The sequence below is a fragment of the Kushneria phosphatilytica genome (assembly GCF_008247605.1).
Taxonomy (GTDB): domain Bacteria; phylum Pseudomonadota; class Gammaproteobacteria; order Pseudomonadales; family Halomonadaceae; genus Kushneria; species Kushneria phosphatilytica.
In genome coordinates this window covers 1,173,976-1,199,779 of the sequence record NZ_CP043420.1, presented here as the reverse complement: position 1 = coordinate 1,199,779, position 25,804 = coordinate 1,173,976, and the positions used below count along the sequence as shown (strand labels likewise).

The 25,804-nt window shown below is 60.5% G+C and carries 22 protein-coding genes; 12 read left to right on the top strand and 10 right to left on the bottom strand.

Annotation, left to right across the window (positions count from 1 at the left end):
• Window positions 1-5: 5 nt before the first annotated feature.
• The 6 genes from FY550_RS05320 to FY550_RS05295 form a co-directional block, all read right to left on the bottom strand.
• A complete protein-coding gene (locus tag FY550_RS05320; RefSeq protein WP_070976363.1) occupies window positions 6-821 on the bottom strand; it encodes a hypothetical protein in 816 nt (271 codons plus the stop codon).
• Complete coding sequence (locus FY550_RS05315; RefSeq protein ID WP_070976361.1) at window positions 808-2,079, bottom strand: electron transfer flavoprotein subunit alpha/FixB family protein; 1,272 nt, start codon at window positions 2,077-2,079, stop codon at window positions 808-810. Before FY550_RS05315 ends, FY550_RS05320 begins: the two co-directional genes overlap by 14 nt.
• A complete protein-coding gene (locus tag FY550_RS05310; RefSeq protein WP_070976358.1) occupies window positions 2,076-4,064 on the bottom strand; it encodes a (Fe-S)-binding protein in 1,989 nt (662 codons plus the stop codon). The genes FY550_RS05315 and FY550_RS05310 overlap by 4 nt, the downstream gene beginning before the upstream one ends.
• Before the next feature lie 156 nt (window positions 4,065-4,220).
• Entirely contained in the window at window positions 4,221-6,281 is a 2,061-nt protein-coding gene (locus FY550_RS05305; RefSeq protein WP_070976356.1) for an oxidoreductase, read from the bottom strand.
• 24 nt (window positions 6,282-6,305) lie between these two features.
• Window positions 6,306-6,848, bottom strand: coding sequence for a DUF5943 domain-containing protein (locus tag FY550_RS05300; RefSeq protein WP_070976354.1), 543 nt, complete (start codon window positions 6,846-6,848; stop codon window positions 6,306-6,308).
• A gap of 53 nt (window positions 6,849-6,901) precedes the next feature.
• Window positions 6,902-7,891 (bottom strand): dipeptidase, encoded by a 990-nt coding sequence (locus FY550_RS05295; protein WP_070976352.1) that lies wholly within the window; start codon window positions 7,889-7,891, stop codon window positions 6,902-6,904.
• A 225-nt stretch (window positions 7,892-8,116) separates the two neighbouring features.
• On the opposite strand from FY550_RS05295, the gene FY550_RS05290 reads away from it, so the two are divergent.
• The 3 genes from FY550_RS05290 to FY550_RS05280 are packed head-to-tail and all read left to right on the top strand — an operon-like array spanning window position 8,117 to window position 9,715.
• On the top strand, window positions 8,117-8,650 hold the full coding sequence (locus tag FY550_RS05290) for a helix-turn-helix domain-containing protein (RefSeq protein ID WP_070976350.1): 534 nt from the start codon (window positions 8,117-8,119) through the stop codon (window positions 8,648-8,650).
• Window positions 8,647-9,378 carry an AzlC family ABC transporter permease gene (locus tag FY550_RS05285; RefSeq protein ID WP_070976348.1) on the top strand — a complete coding sequence of 244 codons (732 nt, stop codon included), beginning with the start codon at window positions 8,647-8,649 and terminating at the stop codon, window positions 9,376-9,378. The genes FY550_RS05290 and FY550_RS05285 overlap by 4 nt, the downstream gene beginning before the upstream one ends.
• The gene (locus FY550_RS05280; RefSeq protein WP_070976345.1) at window positions 9,371-9,715 is read left to right on the top strand and encodes an AzlD domain-containing protein; all 345 of its coding nucleotides are present in this window, start codon (window positions 9,371-9,373) and stop codon (window positions 9,713-9,715) included. Before FY550_RS05285 ends, FY550_RS05280 begins: the two co-directional genes overlap by 8 nt.
• 20 nt (window positions 9,716-9,735) lie before the next feature.
• Here FY550_RS05280 and gbdR read toward each other — a convergent pair whose 3' ends face one another.
• Entirely contained in the window at window positions 9,736-10,854 is a 1,119-nt protein-coding gene (gene gbdR / locus FY550_RS05275) for a choline metabolism transcriptional regulator GbdR (protein WP_084387926.1), read from the bottom strand.
• Between the two features lie 253 nt (window positions 10,855-11,107).
• On the opposite strand from gbdR, the gene FY550_RS05270 reads away from it, so the two are divergent.
• From FY550_RS05270 to FY550_RS05235, 8 genes are all read left to right on the top strand, one after another.
• Entirely contained in the window at window positions 11,108-12,037 is a 930-nt protein-coding gene (locus tag FY550_RS05270; RefSeq protein WP_070976343.1) for a LysR family transcriptional regulator, read from the top strand.
• 127 nt (window positions 12,038-12,164) lie between these two features.
• The gene (locus tag FY550_RS05265) at window positions 12,165-12,968 is read left to right on the top strand and encodes a putative hydro-lyase (RefSeq protein ID WP_070976340.1); all 804 of its coding nucleotides are present in this window, start codon (window positions 12,165-12,167) and stop codon (window positions 12,966-12,968) included.
• A 56-nt stretch (window positions 12,969-13,024) separates the two neighbouring features.
• Window positions 13,025-14,110, top strand: coding sequence for a TRAP transporter substrate-binding protein (locus FY550_RS05260; RefSeq protein WP_070976338.1), 1,086 nt, complete (start codon window positions 13,025-13,027; stop codon window positions 14,108-14,110).
• A 71-nt stretch (window positions 14,111-14,181) separates the two neighbouring features.
• Window positions 14,182-14,784, top strand: a complete 603-nt coding sequence (locus FY550_RS05255) for a TRAP transporter small permease subunit (protein WP_070976336.1) — start codon at window positions 14,182-14,184, stop codon at window positions 14,782-14,784.
• The gene (locus FY550_RS05250; protein ID WP_070976334.1) at window positions 14,784-16,064 is read left to right on the top strand and encodes a TRAP transporter large permease; all 1,281 of its coding nucleotides are present in this window, start codon (window positions 14,784-14,786) and stop codon (window positions 16,062-16,064) included. The genes FY550_RS05255 and FY550_RS05250 overlap by 1 nt, the downstream gene beginning before the upstream one ends.
• Before the next feature lie 28 nt (window positions 16,065-16,092).
• Complete coding sequence (locus tag FY550_RS05245; protein ID WP_070976332.1) at window positions 16,093-16,776, top strand: DUF2848 domain-containing protein; 684 nt, start codon at window positions 16,093-16,095, stop codon at window positions 16,774-16,776.
• A 23-nt stretch (window positions 16,777-16,799) separates the two neighbouring features.
• Window positions 16,800-18,179, top strand: coding sequence for an amidase (locus tag FY550_RS05240; protein WP_070976329.1), 1,380 nt, complete (start codon window positions 16,800-16,802; stop codon window positions 18,177-18,179).
• A gap of 24 nt (window positions 18,180-18,203) precedes the next feature.
• Window positions 18,204-19,103 (top strand): LysR family transcriptional regulator, encoded by a 900-nt coding sequence (locus FY550_RS05235; RefSeq protein ID WP_070976327.1) that lies wholly within the window; start codon window positions 18,204-18,206, stop codon window positions 19,101-19,103.
• A gap of 5 nt (window positions 19,104-19,108) precedes the next feature.
• Here FY550_RS05235 and FY550_RS05230 read toward each other — a convergent pair whose 3' ends face one another.
• Window positions 19,109-20,482, bottom strand: coding sequence for an L-serine ammonia-lyase (locus FY550_RS05230; RefSeq protein ID WP_070976324.1), 1,374 nt, complete (start codon window positions 20,480-20,482; stop codon window positions 19,109-19,111).
• A gap of 146 nt (window positions 20,483-20,628) precedes the next feature.
• Between FY550_RS05230 and FY550_RS05225 the strand changes: the two genes are divergently transcribed.
• A complete protein-coding gene (locus tag FY550_RS05225) occupies window positions 20,629-21,546 on the top strand; it encodes a LysR substrate-binding domain-containing protein (protein WP_070976322.1) in 918 nt (305 codons plus the stop codon).
• 110 nt (window positions 21,547-21,656) lie between these two features.
• Here the strand turns inward: FY550_RS05225 and rpoD are convergent, their stop codons facing one another.
• The gene (gene rpoD / locus FY550_RS05220) at window positions 21,657-23,522 is read right to left on the bottom strand and encodes an RNA polymerase sigma factor RpoD (RefSeq protein ID WP_070976319.1); all 1,866 of its coding nucleotides are present in this window, start codon (window positions 23,520-23,522) and stop codon (window positions 21,657-21,659) included.
• Window positions 23,523-23,716: 194 nt separating this feature from the next.
• Window positions 23,717-25,567 carry a DNA primase gene (dnaG, locus tag FY550_RS05215; protein WP_070976317.1) on the bottom strand — a complete coding sequence of 617 codons (1,851 nt, stop codon included), beginning with the start codon at window positions 25,565-25,567 and terminating at the stop codon, window positions 23,717-23,719.
• Between the last annotated feature and the right edge of the window lie 237 nt (window positions 25,568-25,804).

Genomic DNA, 25,804 nt, shown 5'->3' with positions numbered 1-25,804 from the left:
CGGGTTTACTGGATCATCCGCTCGGCTCTGAGATAACGGATCAGTTCTTCGGCTGCCGCATCCGGCGTCAGCTCGGTCATGACCTGCCCACTGCCACCACTGCCGGTCGAGGATGCCGCACGCATGCGTTCCCGCGCAGAACCGCTTTTGATCACCTTCAGCCGCTTTGGCCGCACCCGGGCCGGTTCGAACTGCCACTGACTGCGTAGCAGATCAGGCTGCGCCGTAGCCGCATCGGGCTCGATTACCCGAATCCGCCCGCGCCTTGCCGGCCCATGCGCACTCTGACGCGGTGCCGGTGCAGCCCGATCAACGGTAATGATACAAGGCAGACGAACACTCAGCCGTCGCCGCTGCCCCTGCGGCAACGCCTGCAGCACGGTAACGCCCTCCTCATCGCACTGCTCGATGGTCGCGACACCCGCGACCAGATTCCATCCCAGCTGCTCGGCCAGCAAATAGGGCAATAATCCTGACCCTTCACCAATTTCCGAGCGCATGCCGGTCATCACCAGTGAAGCGCCTGTGTGACGCAATCGCTCGGCCAACAGCGGTGAGGCATCCGATGATGCAGTCATGGAGAGCAGTTCAAGCTGACCGGCATTACCCACAGCGGGCAGATCCGGTACATCATGAAACATCCCCAGGTAGTAACGCAGGGACGTATCTTCCGGATCACCGGCATGCAGCAACGAGACCCGCTCGCCTGCCAGGGCCAGCGCCATCTCCAATGCCCGGGCATCTTCCTGCGCCGCCCCCGAGCGTCCGGAGACGGGATGACGCCCGCTGGAGACCAGTACCCGTACCTCAGGCGACGTCATGGTGATACTCCTCTTGCTGACTCGCCCCGAGACGCACTGCCAGCGCCGCGAGAATTGCATCACCGTCGCCGATCAGTGCCAGATCGGCGCGCCTGACCATGTCACAGCCGGGGTCGCTGTTGATCGCCACGACCCGCTGACAGCGCTCGATACCCTGCAGATGCTGTACCGCACCGGAGATACCCACGGCGATGTAGCAACCGGCCGTGACAAAGGTGCCCGTGGCCCCGACCTGACGTGCTCGCGGCATGTAGCCGTCATCAACCGCTACCCTGGAGGCCCCTTCGGCAGCGCCCAGCAATCTGGCGGTCTCGTGAAAGCCTGCCCAGTCACCGATACCGCGCCCGCCAGCCAGAATGAAGGGGGCCTGGTCGAGGGCGATCCGCGACGGATCGACGGCCACACGACCATGATCGGTCACCCGCCGGATCGACGGTACCGGCGTAGTATCCAGCGTGACCACTCTGGCCTCGTGTCTCGTGTCACTGACCGGCTCGGCACACTCTGTCAGCGCCAGTACTACATGCGGCAGCGGCCGGCGAATATCCTGATGCCCGCCACCGCCACGACAGAGGCAGTACCCCTTGTCGACCTGCCAGACCCGGGTCGCCGCACGTGCCTCCTCACCGGCCGAATTGCGCTGGGCCAGCCGTACCGCCAGCCGCCGCCCCAGGTCGCTGCCAACGGCCGGACCATCCGGCAGCAGCCAGTGATGGGGCGACCAGCAGCGTTCCACGGTCTCCAGTGCAGTTAACCGGGACTCCGGGCTGTAGCCGGCATAGCCGTCATCATCAAGCGCCAGCCAGCGATCGGCCCCGGCGTCAGCCAGCTCCGGGGCATTGTGATCGAAAGTGATCGCCAGCACGGCACCAGGACTGGCGGGATCACGATCGGCGATCTGCCGCGCCAGTCCCAGAAGATCACGGTCATGGGAAGAGAGCCGTCCTTCCGGACATTCGGGTACCACCGCCACCAGAAAGGCCGGCGACTCAAGGGTGACCTGGCGCCGCTGATCGTGGCGTTCGTCATTCACGCTGTGCGACGACGCGCCTGCGGTGACCGTCGCGCCACTACGATCGAGTCGCCTGAGACCGTTCGGACCGATCGCTGCCGTAACATGCGGATTACGTCGCATCACCCCATTCGGCCCCATCCAGCGCGCCGCCGGCTGGCAGAACTCGTGATGGCGGGGATGCAGCCGATTACGCCGAATCCGTTCGGCACGCGGATCCCGACGTACGATGATATTACTGTTCATGCCGACATCTCCTCCTGCGGTTCACGCAGAGTCGATGAATTGCTCTCTTCAACCACCAGCGCCCGAGCCACCAGTTCGGCCAGATCCAGTACCTGTGGCCCGGGCTCGACCACACCTTCCAGCATGGCGGTGCACTGCGGACACCCCACGGCCACGACCTCAGCTCCGGTATCGCGGGCATCGCCCATGCGCATGTCGGAGATGCGCTGCTTGCCGGGCACATCGGTCAGCGCCGCGCCACCGCCACCGCCACAGCAACGCGAACGGTAGCCGGAACGTGCCATTTCACGCACCTCCATGCCCAGTGCCCGCAGTACGCGACGCGGTGCCTCGAACTCGCCGTTGTAGCGGCCCAGATAACAGGGATCGTGCCAGGTCAGCGACGAACCGCTGACCGCCGGCGCCAGCCGTAGCCGCTGGTCATCGATCAGCTCGGCCAGCAGCCCGGAGTGATGCAGCACCCGGTAATGGCCACCGAAATCGGGATATTCGCGTCCCAGTACATGGAAACTGTGCGGATCACAGGTGACGATGCGTTCAAAGCGATACTGCGACAGCGTGGCAATATTCTGTTGCGCCAGTTGCTGGAAGGTGGCCTCATCGCCCAGGCGACGGGCGAGATCGCCGCTGTCGCGTTCCTCTTCACCGACCACGGCAAAATCGACCCCGGCAGCCCGCATCACGGTGATCAGCGAGCGCAGGGTACGCTGATTGCGCATATCGAAGGCGCCATCCCCCAGCCACAGCAGCACATCCACACCCTCCGGCCGCTCCCGAATGCGTGGCAACTCGAGATCGGCGGCCCAGTCGAGCCGGCTGGCGTTATCGAACCCACCGGGATTGTCAGTGGCAATCAGATTATCCAGTGCCACGGCGCCCTTTTCCGGCGTGGCACCCTCTTCCAGGGTCAGAAAGCGTCTCATGTCGACCACGGCATCGACATGCTCGATCATCATCGGGCACTCCTCGACGCAGGCACGGCAGGTGGTACACGACCATAACGTCTCCGGCTCAACCAGCTGCGGTACGATCCGCTCTCCGGGGGCCCCGCCGTGCTCGCCAGTGGTATGCCCCGTATGAGGCGTACCGGCGTAGTGCGCATCACTGCCCCCGGCCATGCCAACCACCATGTCCTGGATCAGCTTCTTTGGATTGAGCGGCTGTCCGGCGGCATGAGCCGGACAGGCCGCCTCGCAGCGTCCGCACTGTACACAGGCATCGAACCCCAGCAACTGCTGCCAGTTGAAATCACCGGGCCGGCCGACCCCCATGGGGTGTTCGCTGCCCTGTGTCTGTTCGCCATCAAGATCGAGTGGCAGTAGCGCCGTGGAGCGACTGCCGGGGTGCCGGCTCTCACCACTGACATCGGTAAAACGCTCCGGGCGCCGGTGAAAGGCCAGATGCGACGCGCCGGCGAAGGCATGTTTCATCGGCCCGCCCCAGCCCATGCCGACCAGCAGCTCCAGCAGACCCCAGCCGACCAGTATCCCCAGCACCAGACTCGTCAGGGCACTGACCGCCCCTTCCGGTATCAGGCCCCCGAGTGGCAGGCTGACCATCAGCATGCCGAACGAGAAGGCCATCAGGCTTTTCGGCAGGCGCTGCCAGGCGCCCTTCGACAGGCGCGCCGGCGGTCTCACGCGCCGGCGCGCCACGAACAGGGTGCCCACGAACATGGCGAGACTGGCGAGCCCCAGCAGGCCGGCCATGATGGCATTCTCGAATCCCAGCACATGAACCACGATCGCCAATGCCATGGCCGCCACGAAACCGCCTGCAGTGGCGACATGGGTGTGGGCAATATAGCGATCACGCGCTACCACGTGGTGCAGATCGACCAGATAGCGCCGCGGCATGCGCAACATGCCCTGCAGCAGGTTGACCGATGCCGGGCGTCCCTGGCGCCACAGGCGGATGCGCCGCCAGGCCCCCAGTGCCCCCATGGCCAGCGCTGCCAAAATCAAAACGGAGAGTAGTGGGTCCATGGCATCTTCTCCCTCGGTTCATGGTGCTACGCCGAGAAAGCGTCATGAGCGAAGGTCAGGCAAGGCGAAGGCCGGCGAACGAGTGCAGTGGACTGATGTGTCCATGAGTATCGTGAGCCGGCCTTCAACACTGCATGACCGAGCGCAATAGCTTTCCTACAGGTCCTTGCAGAGGCGAAGCGCATCATAGATCGCCGCATGCGTATTCCTCGGCGACACGCAATCCCCGATCCGAAACAGCGCATAATCCCCGTCATCATGCGCCAGGCATGGCTGCGGCCGGGCCGCATAAAAGGCTTCCAGATCCAGCTGACCATGATTGCGCGAGCGAGGCTTCAATGCGTAGTAGAGCGTTTCGTCAGGACGCACACCGTTTTCGATCACCACCTGATCAATCACCCGCTCTTCCTGTTCGCCGGTGTACTCGTTCTCCAGCAGTGCCACCAGCGATTCTCCTTCGCGGTAAACCTTGTGCAGGGCCATATCACCGGTCATTACCACGGACTTCTCGTAGAGACTGCGGTAGTAGGTAGGAAAGGTAGTGCCACCGACGGCGACGCCCGGCTTGGTATCGTCGGTCACGATCTCCACCTGGGCGCCATGGCTGGCGAGGTAGTCCGCCACCGACATGCCGGCAAATTCACAGGTGGTGTCATAGACCAGCACATTGCGTCCGGGCTCGACCGTGCCCCGGAGAATGTCCCAGCTCGAGACCGCCAGGCCATCGGTGGCGCCCCACTCCGGCACCTGATCGGTGAAGGAGTTGCCCCCGTTGGCGAGGATCACCACATTGGGCTGCAGGTCACGGATCATGGCGTCATCGGCACGCGTACCGAGCTTCAATTCCACCCCCAGCCGCGCCAGTTCCATCTCGTACCAGCGGGTAATGCCGGCGATCTGATCGCGATTGGGCGCGCGAGCGGCGATGGTGATCTGACCACCAAGCTGGGGCTCGATCTCGAACAGCGTCACCGAATGCCCGCGTTCGGCTGCCACACGCGCGGCTTCCATGCCGCCGGGGCCCCCACCGACCACCACCACTCGCCGCGGCGGACCATCGCTGCGCTCGATCTCGTGCGGCAGACCCATATGCTCACGCGAGGTTGCCGCATTCTGGATGCAGAGCACATCCAGTCCCTGATACTGACGATCGATGCAGTAGTTGGCACCGACGCACTGACGGATACGGTCCGGCTCGCCGGACTTGATCTTCGCAATCAGATGCGGATCGGCGATATGTGCCCGGGTCATGCCCACCAGATCGACATGGCCCCCCTCGAGAATACGGTTGGCCTGGGTCGGATCCTTGATGTTCTGGGCATGGATCACCGGTACCGAGACCACTTCCTTGATTCCCGCGGCCAGATGCAGGAAGGGTTCGGGCGGATAGGACATATTGGGAATGACATTGGCGAGCGTGTCGTGGGTGTCACACCCCGATCCCACCACGCCGAAGAAATCCAGCATGCCGGTGGCATCATACCAGGCGGCGATCTCTTTCATGTCCTCATGCGACAGCCCATCGGGATGAAACTCGTCGCCACAGATGCGCAAGCCCACACAGAAGTCGTCCCCAACCTCGGCACGCACGGCCTTGAGCACCTCCATGCCGAAACGCATGCGATTCTCGAAACTGCCGCCCCACTCATCGGTACGCTTGTTGACCCTGGGGCTCCAGAACTGATCGATCAGATGCTGGTGCACCGCTGAGAGCTCAATACCATCGAGCCCGCCCTCTTTCACCCGACGTGCCGCCTGGGCGAAGTCGTCAATTACCCGATGGATCTCCTCTTCCTCGATGGTTTTGCAGGTCGCCCGGTGGACCGGCTCGCGGATGCCCGAGGGCGACAGCAGATGCGGCCAGTCGAAACCATCCCAGCGAGAACGACGCCCCATGTGGGTGATCTGGATCATGATCTTCCCACCATGACGATGCACGGCATCGGCAAGATTCCGGAAATGCGGCACGATCCGATCGGTGGCCAGGTTCACTGAACTCCACCACGCCTGCGGACTGTCAATCGACACCGGCGAAGAGCCGCCACAGATGCAAAGTCCGCAGCCACCTTTCGCCTTCTCTTCGTAGTAGCGCACGTAGCGCTCGGTGGTCATGCCGCCCTCGGTGGCATAGACCTCGGCATGAGCAGTACTGACCGCTCGATTGCGAATGGTCAGGTTGCCGATCCGGATCGGCTTGAGCAGGGTTTCATAAGCCATGGCACACCTCGATCAACCGGCCGGTCAAGCCGATACAGCTTTCGGCATTACTTCGAAATAACCGACCTCACAGCCGGTTTCCGCCGCACTCTGGGTCTGCTTTGCTACCGTGCGCAGCGAACTACCACGCGCAGCAAGAATCTGGTCCATGGCCCCGGCGAACCAGCCGGTGAACATGTACTCGACCCGACGCTCGACCTTGCCAAGCTGATAGACAAAACAGGAGTGCTCCAGTCGCACCCGTGCGATTCCACGCTCGAGATCGATCTCTTCGGTGATAAAACGACCCCAGCCGCGCTGGGAGAGTCGATGCATATAGTGTTCGAAGACCGCCACGCCCTCGATGCCATGCAGCTCGGCCTCCTTCTCGCACCAGTGCCAGGCTGACCTGTAACCGGCGTCATAAAGCACGCGGGCGTAGTTCTCGATACCCAGTGCTTCCTCGACCGCCACGTGGTTATTGATGAAAAAGTGCCGCGGCACATAGAGCATCGGCAGCGCATCGGTGGTCCAGACACCGGTTTCGCTGTCGACGCTGATAGGCAGTTCAGGTGCCGTCAGGGTCATATCGGTTACCTCTGAAATTGTTCTTTGCCCGCGAACGCAACAGGCTCGGTGAATTACTCGCCCCAGACGTCGCGTAAGGTACGCACCCAGTTCTCTCCCATGATCTTGCGCACCACCGGCTCGGAGAGCCCGTGATCCAGTAACGCCTGAGTGAGATTGGGAAATTCACCGATGGTCCTGATCCCCTTCGGATTGATGATTTCGCCGAAGCGGGTCAGCCGGCGGGCATAGCCCTTGTCGTGGGTCAGCCACTCGAAGAAAGCCTCGTCCTGGCCCTGGGTGAAGTCGGTACCAATGCCGATCGCATCCTCGCCAACGATGTTCATGATGTAGACGATCGCTTCGACGTAATCCTCGATGGTGGCGTTGACACCGGCCTTCAGAAACGGCGTGAACATGGTGACCCCGACGAAACCGCCGTGATCGGCAATGAACTTCAGATCCTCGTCGGACTTGTTGCGGGGATGTTCCTTGAGGCCGGTCGGCAGGCAGTGGGAGTAGCAGACCGGTTGCCGCGATTCGCGGATGACCTCTTCGGAGGTTTTGGCACCGACATGCGAGAGATCGCACATCATGCCGACCCGGTTCATCTCGCCGATGACCTCACGGCCGTAATCGGAAAGGCCGCCGTCACGTTCATAGCACCCGGTGCCCACCATGTTCTGGGTGTTGTAGCACAGCTGGGTGATACCCACGCCGAGCTTTTTGAAGATCTCGACATAACCCAGCCGATCCTCGAAAGCCTGGGCATTCTGGAAACCAAGAATGATGCCGGTCTTGCCTTCCTCCTTCGCTCGGGTGATGTCCCGCGTGGTCTGTACCGGCCTCACCAGGTCGCTGCTTTCTCGCATCAACGCATTGACGGCAACGATGTTGTTGACGGTGGCCTCGAAATTCTCCCACACCGACACCGTGCAGTTGGCCGCAGTCAGTCCACCCTTGCGCATGTCCTCGAACAGTGCGCGATCCCATTTGGCGATGATCAATCCATCAATCACGATGGCATCATCATGCAGCGATGATGTGGCAGCAGCAGTGGCCATGACGAACTCCTTCGGACGCGGTTGCAGGTCAATGCCCGTTGTCTGCCTGACGGGCGCCCTGTTGTTTGTCGCAGCATATCGCCGTGCTTCTCGTCCCCGGCCTTCAAAAGCGACACCCCGGTGTTCCGAATGCGTCATGGCCAATCATGCGCCGACTTGACACCAATCTGTTCCATATATAAAACGTTCGATTAAAGGAACAAGATGATCACAGGAGCCCCCTAGATGGAAGAGCACGCCCTGAAGGCACTGGGACAACGCATCACTTGTCTGCGGCAACAGCGCGAGTGGTCGCTTTCCCATCTGGCCGAGCGGGCCGGGATTGCCAAATCAAACCTCTCGCGTATCGAGCAGGGGATCGGCAATCCCACGCTCGATACACTCTGGCGAATGGCCCGGCAACTGGAAGTGCCCTTCGGCACACTGGTCGCCCCGGCGACAGGCGCCCTGATCGATAGCGGCATGCGCGTTACCCTGCTCGAACAGGGAACTGATGATGCCTGTCCGGTCGATGCCTATCTGATGCACTGCGATCCGCACGGCCGTCGTATTGCCGAAGCGCATACGCCCCATGCCCGCGAGCGGGTCGAGGTGATTCATGGCCACATTCGGGTAGGTCCTACCGAAGCACCAACGGAACTCGACGCTGGCGACTCGCTTGAGTTCAACGCTGATTGCGAACATCTCTACGCAGCCGGCGATCAACCGGTCGCGATGCTGATCACCATCCTCTATGCCCCGCGGAGGCCTCGCGGATGAGCGCTGAGGGCATGGCCATGAAGCCCTGGCGGAGTGGCATGCGCGATGCCCTGCCCCTACTTGGCGGGTATTTGCCGGTGGCCATCTCCTTTGGCCTCGTCGCTGTTCAGGCGGGTCTGACCCCCTGGCAGGCGATCGCCATATCGGCACTGATTTACGCGGGCGCTTCGCAGTTCGTGCTGGTCAGCATGATAGCCGCGGGTTCCCCCTGGTGGCTGGCGCTGACAATGACGCTGCTGATCAATCTGCGCCATATTGTCTACGCGCCCAATCTGGCGACCTGGCTGCCGCGCAGTCGACACTGGCTCTGGCTGATGCATGGTCTGACCGATCAGATCTTCGCGTTGGCGCAGGCACGTCTGCCGCGTGTTGCCGAATCAGCCCGGATCGGCTGGTTCATCGGAGCCGCGCTGCTGGCCTGGAGCAGCTGGGTGATCGGTACGGCGCTCGGGGCCTATGCCGGCGAATGGCTGATGATGCAGTGGCCGCTGCTGGGACGTGTCATGCCCTTTGCACTCCCGGCACTCTTTCTGGTGCTGCTGGTACCTCACTGCACATCACGTCATGGCGCCATCGCACTGGGGGTCAGCGTTATCACGGCCATGCTCTTCACCCTGAACGAACTCGAGCATATCGGCGTGCCCATCGCCGCCCTGTGCGGTCTGCTCTGTTACCAATTCAACCCAGCTGGACGGAAGATCAGCCCGATGAGGGACGATAATGAATAGCATGATGCTCTGGCTGACCATCCTGGCGGCTGCTCTGGGCACACTGATGATGAGACTGCTGCCGCTGTTCTGGGCCCAGGCACGGCTACATACCCGGGCAAAGGAAGCGAGACACGACGCCATGCCACGCTGGCTGGGCCGGCTTGGTCCGCTCATGATCGCCGCACTACTGGGACACGCGCTGGTACCGAGCGGTAATGAGCCAATGGCCTGGCTGTCCACCCTGGCCGGAGCAAGTGCCACACTACTGGTGTGGTATCGCACCCGTTCGCTCGGTTGGCCCGTACTGGCCGGCGTGGCCGTGTTCGGCATGGTGACTGCGCTGATGGGTAGCTGACTCATCAGCGCAGGCATCAGTCAGAACGCCAGACTGGCGTAGGTCGGCTCTCCCCGGGCATGGTCCAGTGCCAGCGCTGCAGCACTCACCGGAGTCAGTCTCTCGCCACTCGGTTTCATCGCCCTGGGCAGTGGTTCAAGACGCTGCATGCGAACGGTTTCGCCGCGGTCGTCACGTGGCGAGGTACCGAAGGATTCGCGATAGCACTTGGAGAAGTGCGGTGTGGAAACGAAACCACAGGCCGCAGCCACATCAATGACCGACATCGCCGATTGACGCAGCAGAGAACGTGCCCGTGCCAGGCGCAGGCGGAGATAGTAACGCGAGGGAGAACACCCCAGATGACGCTGGAACAGGCGCTCCAGCTGACGCCGTGACACATTGACATAACTGGCCAGTTCATCGAGAGCAATCGGCTCTTCCAGATTGGCTTCCATCAGCGCCACGATCTCGAGCAGTCGCGGCTGGCGGGCCCCGATCACGTGACGTAGTGGCACTCGCTGCTGATCCTGTTCGCTGCGCATACGCTCGCACATGAACATCTCCGAGATACCGGCGGAGAGTTCCCGACCATGGTCACGTGAGATCAGGTTGAGCATCATGTCCATCGGCGCCGTACCCCCGGTGCAGGTAAAGCGATCACGATCGATCGAATAAAGCCTTGTGGAGAGCATGGTGCGAGGGAAAGCCTCCTGCATGGCAGCCAGACATTCCCAGTGAGCGCTGGCCTCATAGCCATCCAGCAGCCCGGCAGCAGCCAGCGCCCAGCTGCCGGTACAGATGGCGCCCAGTCGTCGCGTCGGGCTTGCCTGGCTGCACAACCAGTTGATATGAGCCCGGGTAACGCTGTTCTGAATGCCTACGCCACCGCAGACCACCACCATGTCCAGCCCCGATATTTCAGAGGCCTTGCCATCCGGCGTGATCGAGAGTCCATCGCTGGCCCTGACCGATTCACCATCATGGGTCAGCGTATACCAGCAGTAGAGTTCTTTTCCCGCCAGCTGATTGGCCATGCGCAGTGGTTCGACCGCAGAGGCCAGGGAGATCAGGGTAAAATCATTGAGCAGCAGAAAACCGACCGTCATGGGCCTGTGCCCGTTATTTTCACCGGGCATTGTGTCACCAACCGTTGCCATGAAAGGCACCTCCACAAGTCGTCTTGAACGGCATTGATTGTTATTGTGACGTCGCGTCGAAACGCCCTGCACACGGCTCTACTATGCACTCCATAAGCGTCATGTCATCGCAACAATTGACAATCATGACGCAAATCACCATTGCTGCATGGCAATAATTGAACAAGTATCCGTAAAACAGGGCGTTGACACTCCCCCCAACGCTTGCCGTGACAGGAATTTCAATACTTCAGCAACCAAAGAGACCACGGGCGTGTTTGATTTCAAGGAGCTGGAGGCTTTTGTCTGGATTGTGCGGTTGGGTTCCTTTCGTCGCGCCGCTGCGCATCTGCATCTGACCCAGCCATCGATCTCCGAGCGCATCAGCCGTTTGGAAGCACTACTCGGCGAACCCATGCTTGAACGTGGCCAGCGGCCGATCAAACCGACATCGCATGGTCGCATCTTTCTGCGCCATGCCGAGAAACTGTTGGCCGATCGCCAGACGGCAGTTGCCATGCTGCATAAGCCCAGCGCCTTCAGCGGCACCCTCAGACTGGGCGTAGTGGAAAGTGTTGCGCACAGCTGGCTCCCCGATCTGCTCAACGAAATTGCCCATCGCTTTCCAGAGATGACGCTGGAACTGGAAGTGGACAGTTCGCCCGGGTTGGCGGCCCGACTCACCGCTCATGATCTCGACATGGCATTTCTGATGGGCCCCGTCACTGCTGAACATGTGCTCAACCGCTATCTATGCAGCTATGCCATGGGCATGGTCACAGCACCCGGAACAGACCTGAGCACGGAGCACTTCACGCTTGAAGCGCTACGCGGTCATGCCGTCATTACCTTCGCCCGTAACAGTCGACCCTATCATGAGCTCAGTTCACTGCTGCGTCAGCATGGCCTCGACAGTGTCAAGCTGCACTGCTCGAGTTCGCTATCGACGGTAGTTCGCATGACCCTGGATGGACTCGGTATCGGCGCCATTCCGCCTCGTCTGGTCGAACAGGAGATCCTTGAAGGCGCGCTGATCAACCTGCCCTGCCACCTGCCGGAACTCGATTTTACCGCGTCCTGGCAGCAGGACATGGAGCGAACCCTCGCAGAATCACTGACTTCACTGGCGATCGATATCGCCCGGTGCGATCAACTCGAACATCCATTGGGCACCGGTATGAAGCCGCACAGCATGAAAAAATGAAAGGATTTGCCGATCATCAATAATCATTAAAATCGATTTGAATGATGACCGCCCAGCGGATAGCTTGAACAGGAGATGCTCGCGCCGGCCAACAACCGGCCATGGACAACAACAAGCGAGATCAGCCATGAGCCATTTTGCTGCTGTACGCCCCACCGGCACCCCTGATGCCATCCGGGACACTATCCGCCATGGCCGCTGGAAAGGCCCCACGGCAGGACTCGCCGACGGATATGCACAGGCCAATCTGGTGATCCTGCCTCAGCAGTACGGCGATGACTTTCTTCGCTTCTGTATTGCCAATGCCAGGGCATGCCCACTACTGGGTGTCACCGAACCGGGTGATCCTCACCTGCCCAGTCTGGCGCCCGATATCGACCTGCGTACCGATCTGCCCCGTTACCGAATTTATCGGGATGGTTGCTGTGTGAATGAGCCGGAAGATATCCGCGAATTCTGGCAGGACGATATGATGGGCTTTGCCATCGGCTGTTCCTTTTCCTTTGAACAGGCGCTGCTCGCTGATGGCATACCGGTGCGACATATCCTCCACGAGCGCAATGTACCCATGTATCGCACTCGCATCGAACTGACTCCGGCTGGCGCCTTCCATGGGCACCTGGTGGTGTCGATGCGTCCCATGCCGCCGGGTGATGCCATTCGCGCCGTTCAGGTAACGAGTGACATGCCGCGGGTACATGGTGCCCCGATACATCTGTGTGCCCCCGAACAGCTCGGCATTACGGATCTGAGCTGCCCCAACTTCGGTGACCCGCCGGTCATCGAGCCCGGTGACATCCCGGTATTCTGGGCCTGCGGCGTTACTCCCCAGGTAGCGCTGGAAAATGCTCGTTTGCCTCTGGCCATTACTCATAGTCCGGGTCACATGCTGATCACCGATGTCCCCAACACCCACCTGAAATACAGCTGAGATCGCGGCGCGATCCGGCTACCGAGCTCCGACAATCACAATAGAGGGAGTATCCCATGGCATCATTGCAACACCTCTCCAATTGGCTCAGGCACACCTCACTGGGCTGGACGCTGGCGACCACCGCACTGTTTGCCTCTTCCGGCAGTGCGCTGGCGGCGACCGACCTCAAGGTAGTGGGCAGCTGGAGCAGCCTTGCCTTGCACCAGGATTTCGAAAAGCCCTTCTGGACGAAGACCCTGCCCGAAGCCAGTGATGGCCAGTTCAATGTCCAGATGACCACCTTCGATCAGATGGGCATCGCCAGCTCCGATGTTTTTCGCTACCTCTCCAATGGGCTATTTGATGTCGGCATGACCTCGGCAGATTACGTGGTCAGTGATGCGCCCGAACTCGAAGGACTTGATCTGCCGATGATGGCACCGGATGTCGATACTGCACACCGGGTTGCCAACGCCTATATGCCGATCGCTCAGCGCACCATGAATCAGCGCTTTGACAGCCATGCCCTGGCCATCGTGCCCTATCCCGAGCAGATCGTGTTCTGTAATACACCGATCAAGGGGCTGGCCGATCTCAAGGGGAAAAAAGTGCGCGCCAGCGGGCGTTCCACCGGCGAATTCCTGCAGGCGATTGGCGCCAACAGTGTCAATCTTGCCTTCAACGAAGTCCCCGGCGCCATGGAGCGAGGGGTCATCGATTGTGCCGTGACCGGCTCACTCTCCGGCTACAGTGCCGGCTGGCAGGATGTCAGCAGCTACCTGATGCCGCTGCCGATCGGCGGATGGGACTATGTGCTTACAGCCATCAACAACAAGCGCTGGAATGCGCTTTCCAAGCAACAGCAGCAACTGCTGACCGAGCAGATTCAGCAGAACTTCGTCAAACCGGTCTGGGAAAACGCCCATACCGAAACGCAACAGGGTATTGCCTGCCTCACCGGGCAGGGTGGGCAGTGTGAGCACGGCAAACCGGCCAGCATGACGTTGGTGGAACCGAGCAAGGCCGACGAACAGCATGCCCGCGAGGCACTCGGGGATCATGTGTTGCCGGCGTGGGCAGCCAGGGTCGATGCCCCCACCCGCAAGGCCTGGAACAACCAGGTCGGCCCCATCGTCGACCTCAAGGTACCGACGCCCTGACACCGCTCATCAGGCACTGACACCAACGCTGACGACCGGGCAGCCGCCCGGTCCATCGCGGAGGGGAACTCATGACTGCCCTGCTTCATGCCTGCGACCGTCTGGTCGCCCTGACCCGACTGCTGTCACGCTGGGCCGCCCGCTTGATCGGACTGGCGCTGCTGGCGGTGGTCGCCTTCGTCACCCTGGAAGTGATTCGCCGCAAACTGACCGGTGAGTCACTGGATGGCGTTCAGGAATACTCCGGCTATATGCTCGCGATTCTCTCCTCCTGGGGATTGGCGCATACCCTGATCGAGAAGGCGCATATCCGTATCGATCTGGGCTATTCACGGCTGCCGACATGGCTTCAGGCAGTACTCGATCTGGTCGCCATTTCGGCGCTCAATCTGGTGAGCTGGCTGATCATGCTGCATGCCTGGCCAGTGCTTGCCACCTCGCTGCACAACCACGCCACGGCCAATACCCCGCTTTCGACACCGCTGTGGATCCCCCAGCTGATCTGGGTACTCGGCTACAGCTGGTTTGCCTTGACCACTTCGGTGCTGGGTGTTCGCAGTCTGCTGGCAGCCCTCATGGGAGATCGCCCCACCCTGACCACCCTGATCGGCATGAACGATGAAACCGTATCGTCTACTGACCCGGATCCGTCATCGATGAAGGAGTCACGCTGATGCTGGCCTTTCTATCGATCGGGATTCTGGCCCTGCTACTGACCGGCATTCCCGTGGCAGTCGCACTGTTTCTGCTGGCCTTTGGCGTTGATCAGTTCTTTGCCTTCTTTCCGCTGCTACGCGCCCTGGGCCAGAACCTGTGGTCGGCTGCTGACTCCTTTCTGCTGATCGCCATTCCGCTGTTCATTCTGATGGGAGAAATCATCGTGCGCGCCGGCATTGCCGAACGTGCCTATCGCGCCATGGATCACTGGCTGTCCTGGTTACCCGGCGGCCTGCTGCACGCCAATGTCATGACGTCGATGCTGTTTTCAGCAACGTCCGGCTCTTCGGTAGCCACGGCAGCGACCGTTTCCACTGTTGCCCTGCCACAGGGCGAGCAACTCGGCTACCATCCACGCCTGTTCTGCGGCACCATCGCCGCCGGCGGCACCCTGGGCATTCTGATTCCACCGTCGATCAATCTGATCGTCTATGGTTTTCTCACCCAGACCTCGATCCCGAAACTGTTCATGGCCGGGCTGATACCAGGGCTGATTCTGACCCTGCTGTTTCTCCTGACCTCCGCTTTACTATGTTATCTGCGCCCTGCCCTGGGGGGCCCGAGCCGAAGCTCTTCATGGCGTGAGCGTCTGCGCCACTCCGCCTTCCTGTTACCGCTGCTGACCCTGTTCATCGCCATCGTCGGCTCCATCTACCTCGGTTGGGCCACGCCTACCGAAGCAGCGGCTCTGGGGGTCGTGGTTGCCTTGATTCTGGCTGCCTGCAACCGACGTCTCGATCACCGCATGTTGCTGGCCGCTCTGGACAATACCGTGCGGACCTCCGCGATGATCCTGTTCATTATCCTGGCGGCGTCGTTTCTCAATTTCGCGCTGGCTTCAGCCGGGCTCTCGGGCAAACTTACCGACCTGCTGAATTCACTACAGCTCAGTGATATGGCTCTGCTACTGGCTGTCCTGGCCTTGTTCATTGTGCTGGGCTTTTTCATCGAAACCCTGTCACTGATGGTGATCTCCCTCCCCATCGTCGCTCCGCTACTGTTTTCCGCCGGTTTCGATCCGGTGTGGTTCGGCGTGGTCATGATCCTGTTCATTGAAATGGCGCTGATCACACCACCGGTAGGACTCAATCTCTACATCGTTCAGGCGTCGCGCCCCGGGCGCCCCTTCAGTGACGTTGTGTTGGGAACCCTGCCCTATATCGTCGCCATGCTGGTACTGGCGATCATCCTGATCCTCTGGCCACAACTGGCACTGTGGCTACCGAACGCGCTCTGAACCCTGCAACCTTCACAAGGAGATACCCATGCCGGTCTTCCACCACGGCAGTGAACGCCACGAGATTGTCATTCACCGGATTGCCATCGCCGGTTGGGCAGGACGCGATCAAACGGCAGTTCAGCATCATATCGATGAACTGGCCGAACTTGGCGTCAAGCCTCCTTCAACCACACCGCTTTTTTACCGCTGCAGTGAATGGCTTGTCACCCAGCAGTCCAGGATCCAGATGCTGGGAGAAGCCGGTTCCGGTGAGGTCGAGGTCTGTCTGCTCAGTGATGAAGAGGGGCGACTGTGGGTAACAGTTGGCTCCGATCATACTGACCGCAAGCTTGAAGCCGTGGGCGTCGCCGAATCCAAGCAGCTCTGCGCCAAGCCAATCGGTCGCGACATCTGGGCATTTGATGAGATCCGCCCACACTGGGATCAGTTGTTGCTGGAGAGCCACATCGAGGAAGCGGGAGAGTCCGTCTGCTACCAGCATGGCACCCTGGCGGAACTGCTTGATCCCGCGGAGCTGTTCGCCCGTCTACCCGAAGAAATTGCTCGTAATGGTGAGCTTGCACCGCATACGGCACTATGGTGCGGTACCGTGCCAGCTCGCGGTGGCGTACGCTCGAGCCGTCGCTTTGACATGGCACTGCTCGACCCCGTACACAACAGGCGCATCGAGCATGGCTATACCATTGATGTTCTGCCGATCGTTCAATAATTACAGGGCGAGACAATAACGTAATGACAGAGCTTTCTCAGGCCCACGCCTTCTGGCAACGCCCGGTACGCCAGCGCTCGCTGGCCGAGCTGATGACTGCCTGGCAGCGTGGCGATTTCTCACCCGCACAGAGCACCCGTGCTCTGGTGGAACGCATTCGCAATCATCCGGACCGCGACACCATTTTTCTCGACCCCGGTCTGGAGCGGCTGGAGCATGCCACCATGGCGGATCCCGAGCCCTTAGCCAGCGGCATTGAGGGTGTCCCGATCAGCCTCAAGGATCTTTTCGATGTTCGCGGCGAGATCACGCGAGCGGGATCTCGCGTTCTTGACGATCAACCGGTGTCAGCGCATGACGCGCCAGCCGTAACTCGGCTGCGCCGCGCCGGCGCCCTGGCTTTCGGTCGCACCAACATGACCGAATTCGCCTTCTCCGGGCTGGGGCTCAATCCACATTACGGCACCCCGCCCAACCCCTTCGATGCTGCGCGCATTCCCGGTGGTTCAACTTCGGGCGGGGCAGCTTCAGTCGCCCTGGGCCTGGCAGCAGCTACCCTGGGCAGCGATACCGGGGGGTCGCTGCGAGTGCCGGCCGCCTTCTGCGGCCTCACCGGGTTCAAGCCCAGCCAGGAGAGCGTGCCGCGCGAAGGCGCGTGGCCGCTATCAACCAGTCTCGATTGTGTCGGTCCCATCGCCCCCACCGTGGAGTGTTGCGCCAGGCTATGGGCAGCCCTGAGTGAACAGAGGCTCCCGGACCTGGACGCCTCACCGCGCCCACTGCGGCTGGCATTGCCACAGGGAGCGCTGTTCGAAGAGCTCGATGATGAGGTTCGTGCCCTCTTCGACCGAGCCTGCGCGCAGCTTGAAGCACAGGGCTGTCAGCTCGAACGACTGCCGATCGAAGCCATCGAAGAGACTGTCGCCATCAACGCCCGGGGCGGTCTGGTCGTACCGGAAGCTGCCGCTCTGCATCATGAGCGTCTGGCGACAATGTCGGAGCGCTTTGATCCCATCGTCGCCGAACGACTCGGTGACGGCGTGGCGATCACGGCGCACGACTATCTCGAACGCCTCTGGCCGCGCGAGACGCTACAACAACGCTTTCAACGAGAGATGGTCGGTTTTGACGGTGTACTGCTGCCCACCACCCCCTTGCTGCCGCCTGAACGGGCGCCCCTGGAGCGTGACCGATCGCTGTTCATGGAGACCAATCGGCGGGCGCTGCGTCACACCAATGTTTTCAACTATCTTGATGCCTGTGCACTCTCTCTGCCGTTCCAGCCGCATGACCGGTCCCTGCCACTGGGTCTGATGGTGGCCCGTCCCAGAGGAGAAGACGCTCGTATCCTGCAGACCGCTGCCGTCCTGGAGCACCTGCTGATCAACGAACGTGGCAGATAGAATCACCGGGAAGCGAGGGACATCATGCAGCGCTGGGATCGGATTGAAGCCTTCATCGAAGTGGCGCGCGTGGGCAGCTTCTCGCGGGCGGCCCGTCACCTCAAGGTTTCGCCTTCACACGTCAGCCGCCTGATCAGCCAGCTTGAACAGCAGCTTGGCGTGCCTCTGCTCTATCGCACCACACGCCGACTCCATCTGACAGACGCCGGCCTGCTCTACTTTGATCGCTGCCTGCCGATGCTCAGTGGGCTGGCCGAAGCCGAGCAGGCAGTTCGTACCCTGCGTGATGAGCCCAGCGGCACCCTCCGGGTGGTCGCCCCTCCGGTCTTCGGCGAGCGCTATATCGCTCCACTGATCAACGAATTTGCCAACGCCCATACCACGCTTGACGTGCAGATGACCTTTACGGACGAATCGTTCGATCTGATCGGAGAAGGATTCGATCTGGGGGTTCGGATCGGTGTGCTGGAGGACTCGACCCTGATTGCCCGCCGACTATGCGAACGTCCGTTGCATGTGGTGGCCACCCCGGATTATCTGAAACGGCACGGCCGTCCCGCGACATTGAGCGATCTGACCCGGCACAACTGTCTGACCGGCGCTGACGATCACTGGCTGTTCGAAGTTCATGGTCAGCGTCGTGAACCCCGGGTGACCGGCAACTGGCAGGCCAATTCTTCACGGGCCATGCTGGATGCGGTCACTCGGGGCATGGGCCTGGCACAGCTGCCAGAAGATCTGATCGATGAACATTTGCAGACCGGTTGGCTGGAGCGTGTCCTCGAAGCCTTCCGCTATCCGCATACCGGTGCCTGGATCGTCTATCCCCGCCACCGTCAGCCCTCTTCAAGAGTGCGCCAGTTCGTCGATTTCCTGGTCGAACGCATGTCGACGCCCGGTACGCCTTCGCTCTCAAGCCACTGACATTCTCAGCACTCGATGGCGTTGACGGCCAGGCCGCCGCGCGAGGTCTCCTTGTATTCACTCTGCATGTCACGCCCGGTATCACGCATGGTACGGATCACCCGATCCAGCGAGACGAAATGGGTACCATCGCCCCCCAGAGCAAACTGGGCCGCATTGATTGCCTTGACCGAGGCAATGGCGTTGCGTTCGATGCAGGGTACCTGTACCAGTCCGCCGACCGGATCGCAGGTCAGACCGAGATTATGCTCAAGGCCGATTTCGGCAGCATTCTCGATCTGAGCCGGGGTGCCTCCCATTACCTGAGCAAGCCCCGCTGCCGCCATGGCACACGCCACACCGACCTCTCCCTGACAGCCCACTTCGGCACCGGAGATCGAGGCATTCTTCTTGCACAGGATACCGATCGCGCCGGCCGTCAATAGAAAATCCACTACTCCGCGTTCGCAGGCACTCTCTTCGAACTGCATCCAATAATGCAGTACTGCCGGCACGATCCCGGCGGCGCCGTTGGTGGGCGCTGTCACCATGCGCCCGCCCGCGGCGTTCTCTTCGTTCACCGCCAGCGCATAGAGATTGACCCACTCCATTGCCGAAAAGGTGGTAGCAATCAGATTGCGCTCGTTACGCTGCAACCGCTGATACAACCCGGGTGCCCGACGTGGTACGTTCAACCCTCCCGGCAACGTGCCCTGCTGATGCAGACCACGCTCAACACAGGCCTGCATCGCCTGCCAGATGGTCAGCAGTCGCTCACGAATTTCCGCCTCGCTGTGCCAGGCCTGTTCATTGGCCAGCATCAGCTCGGCAATACTCAGATCATGCTGCTGGCACAGCTCAAGCAGCTCATCAGCACTATTGAACTCGTAAGGCAACGCCACCGTCTCGTCGAGTGATGCCTCGTCATCGATTTCTCCGGCCTCGACGACAAAGCCGCCTCCGAGCGAATACCAGGTCTGGGAAAAGCAGGCATCACCGGGCAAACAGGCCACCAGCGTCAGGGCGTTGGGATGGCGGGGCAATGGTTCCTGCGACCAGTGCAGGTCACGCCCCCACAAAAAGGGCACATCAACACGATTGTCCAGCCGCAGGGTCTGCGCTTCCAACAGTTCTTCGATACAGGGATCGATAATCGCCGGATCAATACGGTCGGGCTGTTCACCCATCAGTCCCATGATGACTGCCCGGTCGGTGCCATGGCCCTGCCCCGTGGCGGCCAGAGAGCCATGCAAATGAATTTCGATCCCGCTCACCCGCTCCAGAGCAATGCGCTGCTGCAGTGACTCGAGAAACCGCCGGGCGGCCCGCATCGGGCCCACGGTGTGGGAACTGGAAGGACCAATGCCGATATTGAACAGTTCGAAGACGCTGATAGGCATGTCAGGGCTCCCGTATTGTTGTAAGCAGAACTAAATCAGCTGACTCAGACATCACGTATGACTGACAGGTTTATGCTTTTATCTCCCAGTCTCAAGCGATATTGTCTAAGCATCTATTTAGTAATACTAAACCGAAGCAGGTGGCCATGCCCCGACTCAATGGTGCAATGCATGGTGGGCTCCACGTATTCGCGACAGCGGCGCGGTGTCTCTCCTTTACCCAGGCGGCTGGTGAGCTGCACATCACCACGGGCGCGGTCAGCCAGCAGATCAAGCAGCTCGAAGCCCGGCTGGGGTTTCGGCTGTTTCATCGCCATCACCGGCGCCTCTCTCTGACACCGGAGGGACAGCGTCTGGCCAGCGTGGTCATCGATGCCTACGGGCAAGTGGATCAGGAGATCGAGCGACTTTCACGCAGCCTGATGAGTGGCGAGATCCGATTAAGGGCCTTGCCCTCCTTTCTTGCCCGGTGGTTGCTGCCCAGACTGCCACGCCTGAGAGCAAGGCTCCCGGAACTGGACCTGCGCCTGCAGGCCGAGGACAGCAGTCAGTCATTGGCCAACGGAGATTTCGACCTGGCCATTGATCTCGGCGAAGGGGTTTACCCGGGCATGCGTACGACCCCACTGATGGCCGAAGAAATCTTCCCGGTCTGCGCGCCTTCGCTGCTACGCGGCCGACCGATTCTGCGTCAGCCGGCCGACCTGGCCTGGTATCCGTTACTGCATGATGTCACCGCCTGGCGGGGCAGCAGCGATCATGCCGAGTGGGAGGCCTATCTCGAAGCCATCGGCGCCCCGGCGATCAATGTCCAACGCGGCTATACCTTCAATCGTCATGATCTCACCATTGCCGCGGCCATTGCCGGCATGGGAGTGGCAATTGCACGCCGCACCCTGTTGAGTGATGAAATCTCTTCAGGTCAGTTGATAGCCCCTTTCCGCGAACGTATCGCCACTGGCAAGCAGTATGTACTGGTCCACCCTCCCGGCGCTCTCGATGATCCGCGCATAAGCGCCGTCCATGACTGGCTGCTCGATGAACTGAAACGCCCACAACAGTAGCGATTGTCACTCATGCGTGACTCGGTCGGGTCAGTGTTAGGCAGGAAAACAAAAGGGGCGCTCCATGGAGCGCCCCTGACCGGATCGTTACGCAGTCTGCAAAGGCTTGCCTACTCCTCGATAAAGGAGCGCAGAGCTTCGCTGCGAGAGGGATGTCGCAGCTTGCGCAACGCCTTGGCTTCGATCTGGCGAATACGCTCGCGAGTGACGTCGAACTGCTTGCCGACCTCTTCCAGCGTGTGATCGGTATTCATGTCGATACCGAAGCGCATGCGCAACACCTTGGCCTCGCGAGCCGTCAAACCACCCAGCACATTGCGGGTCGCTTCAATCAGGCCTTCACCCGTGGCGGAATCGATCGGCGACACCATGGTGCCGTCCTCGATAAAATCGCCCAGATGCGAGTCTTCGTCATCGCCGATCGGTGTCTCCATGGAGATCGGCTCCTTGGCGATCTTGAGCACCTTGCGCACCTTGTCTTCCGGCATCTCAAGGCGCTCGCCCAGTTCTTCGGGCGTCGGCTCGCGACCCATCTCCTGCAACATCTGGCGGGAGACCCGGTTGAGCTTGTTGATCGTCTCGATCATGTGGACCGGAATACGAATGGTCCGTGCCTGGTCGGCAATGGAGCGGGTAATCGCCTGACGAATCCACCAGGTGGCGTAAGTCGAGAACTTGTAACCGCGCCGATACTCGAACTTGTCGACGGCCTTCATCAGACCAATGTTGCCTTCCTGAATCAGGTCCAGGAACTGCAGGCCGCGATTGGTGTACTTCTTGGCAATCGAGATCACCAGACGCAGGTTGGCCTCGACCATTTCCTTCTTGGCACGACGGGCCTTGGCTTCACCGATCGAGAGGCGGCGATTGACCTCCTTGAGTTCACCTACCGGGAGCTGAGCAAGCTCTTCCTCGAAGGCGATCTTGCGCTGAGCACGGAGGATTTCGCTGCGCCAGCCTTCCAGCGCCTCGGCATATTTGCCGTTCTTCTCGATGAAATGATCGAGCCAGGCCGTATCGGATTCGCTGCCCGGGAAAGAGGCGATAAAGGTCTTGCGCGGCACCTTGCAGCGCTTGACCACGGTCTGCATGATGGTTTTTTCCTGATCACGCACCTGACCGACACTGAGCCGGATCTGCCCGACCAGACGCTCGAAATGACGCGGCACCAGCTTGATCGGCGCAAACAGTTCCGCCAGCCGTTCCTGTTCAGCCGTTGCTTCCTTCGAACTCAGGCCATGCTTTTCGAGTGCGGCACGAACGCGCTCGTTCTGTTCACGCAGCTGCTCGAAACGCACACGGGCCAGCTCCGGGTCGGGGCCGCTGTCGCCGGACGACTCTTCGCTGTCACTCTCTTCGTCATCGTCCTCGTCGTCGCCATCATCACCGACATCACCGCTGTCTTCCTCGGCAGGAGCAGGCTCGGGCTCTTCAACCTCGGCCACACCCGGGACACCTTCATCGGGATCAATGAATCCGGAAAACAGATCGGATAACCGACCGGGCGCCTCTTCATCCTGAGTGGCATCATAGGCATCCAGAATCGAATCGACAGCGCCAGGCAGGTAAGCCAGTGCCGCCATGACCTGACGAGTCCCTTCCTCGATGCGCTTGGCAATCTCGATCTCGCCTTCGCGGGTCAGCAGCTCGACCGTACCCATTTCACGCATGTACATGCGCACCGGATCAGTAGTACGACCGACATCACTTTCAACGGCGGCCAGCGCAGCGACAGCCTCTTCAGCAGCCGATTCATCCGGCGACTGGTCGGACATCATCAGAGTGTCTTCGTCGGGCGCCTCTTCAACGACGTTGATACCCATGTCGTTGATCATGCCGATGATGTCTTCGACCTGATCAGGGTCGGCGATATCCTCGGGCAGATGGTCGTTGACCTCGGCATAGGTCAGGAACCCCTGTTCCTTCCCGCGCGCGATCAACTCCTTCAGACGTGACTGCGGTGTCATTCCAGCCATAGAAACCTATCTCGAAGAAGAGTGAAGCACCTGAACGCGATTACCATGACGGTCGCACTGTCAGACCAGTATAGTGAATGACGGCATTTACGCCACCAAACCGTTTGCTACTGCATTCAGGTGTGTTAGCTTTATCCGTTACGCTTGGCATTCAAGCGCTCTTGACATGTTTAATAGGGTGCAGTTCCGGGTTTTCAACCCCCGATGCCGCCCAGCTCGCTGATCAGCGCACGAAATCGCTGTTTTTCCTCGTCACTGAGTCTTGCTCCCTCCCGCTCCTTGTCCAGCAAGGCCTGAAGTTCACGTTCGGGCGTACGCTGCGAGCTGTCACGACGAAAACGCCCCACCAGCCCTTCGAGTTCCATCTCGCGTCTATCGTGAGGGATCAGCAACTCGCGACGCATCAGCGCCAATAGCCGCTCCCCCTCAACGGTGCCATGAAAGTGCGCCAGCACTACCTGGGGAGAGCGATACCCTCCCGAACGCAGCAGCTGTACCACTTCCGCCAGCAAACGCCCGTCATCACCTTCCGGGCACCAGTCGATGCCTTCAGGCAGTCGGGTCACCAGACCGGGGGCATGCACCAGCAGATGCAGCGCCTGGTCCGGCAATGACAGGCGGTTATCACGTCCGGACGAACGCGACTCACGCGCCTGCCATGATGAACCGGTGGGTACCTGGTGATCTGCAGCGCTGTCCTCGATCGGTGCGGCCTGGCGCACCTCATTACCCGAATTATTCATCAGGGTTTCAAGCCGGACCACTTCCAGCCCACTACGCTGCGACAGTTCCCGCAACATCAGCGAACGCAGCATGCCCTCGGGCAGCCTGGCGACATGGGCAAGCACGGCACTGGCAAACCGCTCACGGTCCTCGAGCCGCCCCAGGTCACGCCCCTGAGCTGCCTGTTCGAACATGAACTCGGACAGTGATCCGGCACAGACCACCCGATTTTCAAACCCTTCACGCCCTTCACTGCGCACCAGTGAGTCCGGGTCCTCACCCTCCGGCAGAAACAGAAAACGTGCCTGCCGACCATCGATCATCATTGGCAGCACTGTATCCAGCGCTCGTCGAGCGGCCTGTCGCCCGGCGTCATCGCCATCGAAACAGAATACAACTTCATCGACCAATCGGAACAATCGCTTGAGGTGTTCCTGCGATGTCGCCGTGCCCAGAGTAGCAACGGCGTTATTGATACCGAACTGGGCCAGGGCAACGACGTCCATATAGCCTTCGACAATCAGCAATCGCTCGGGGCGGCCAGCGGCCTGTCGAGCTTCATACAGCCCATAGAGCTCACGTCCCTTGTGAAAGACCGGTGACTCCGGAGAGTTCAGATACTTGGGTTTATCATCCCCCAGCACCCGACCACCGAAAGCAATTGTCCGCCCCTTCCAGTCCCGAATCGGAAACATCAGTCGGTCACGAAAGCGATCCCAGCTGCGGCCGGTTTCTTCCTTTTGCACCAACAGGCCGTATTCGACCTGGACCGATTCCTCGACACCATGTGACCCAAGATGCTGCTTGAGATTATCCCAGCCCGGCGGTGCAAAACCGATCGCATAGCGCTCGGCAATGTCATCAGAGACGCCGCGGCGCCGGAGATATGCCATGGCCTTCTCACTATCCCCCGTCAACAATTGCTGCCGATAGAAGCGATTGGCCCGCTCCAGCAGATTAACGGCCTCCTCGCGCTTTTGCGCATGCTGTCGGGCACGCTCACGGGAAACATCGCTTTCGCCTTCGCGCGGTACTTCCTGACCCAGGCGACCGGCCAGTTGTTCCACGGCTTCGGGAAAAGTCAGCCGCTCGTACTCCATGATGAACCGCAGCGCGTTACCTCCGGCGCCACAGCCAAAGCAGTGATAAAACTGACGCTCGGCGCTGACCGTAAAGGAAGGGGTCTTTTCCTGATGAAAGGGACATAGCCCGGAGTGGTTACGCCCGGACTTCTTCAGGCGCACACGCTCTCCCACGATATCGACAATATCGCAGCGCGCCAGAAGATCATCGATGAAGTGTTGTGGAATCCTGCCAGCCATGATGCATCCGCGGATGTGGCAAACCGATCTCAGTAGCCGATCCGATCATGGTTATCCGAATGATCAGTTATCCATGTTCGCTCATGTCTGCATTGTCATCAACGCCGGATAGACGTCAGATACATGCAGGGAGAACGCAGCATGAAGAGGATCGAGGCTTCTGTTGAACCAACAGGCCCTGTTAAAAAACAAACGGCCGCTAGAGCGGCCGTTCGTCATCCCTCCAGAAGCGGCGGG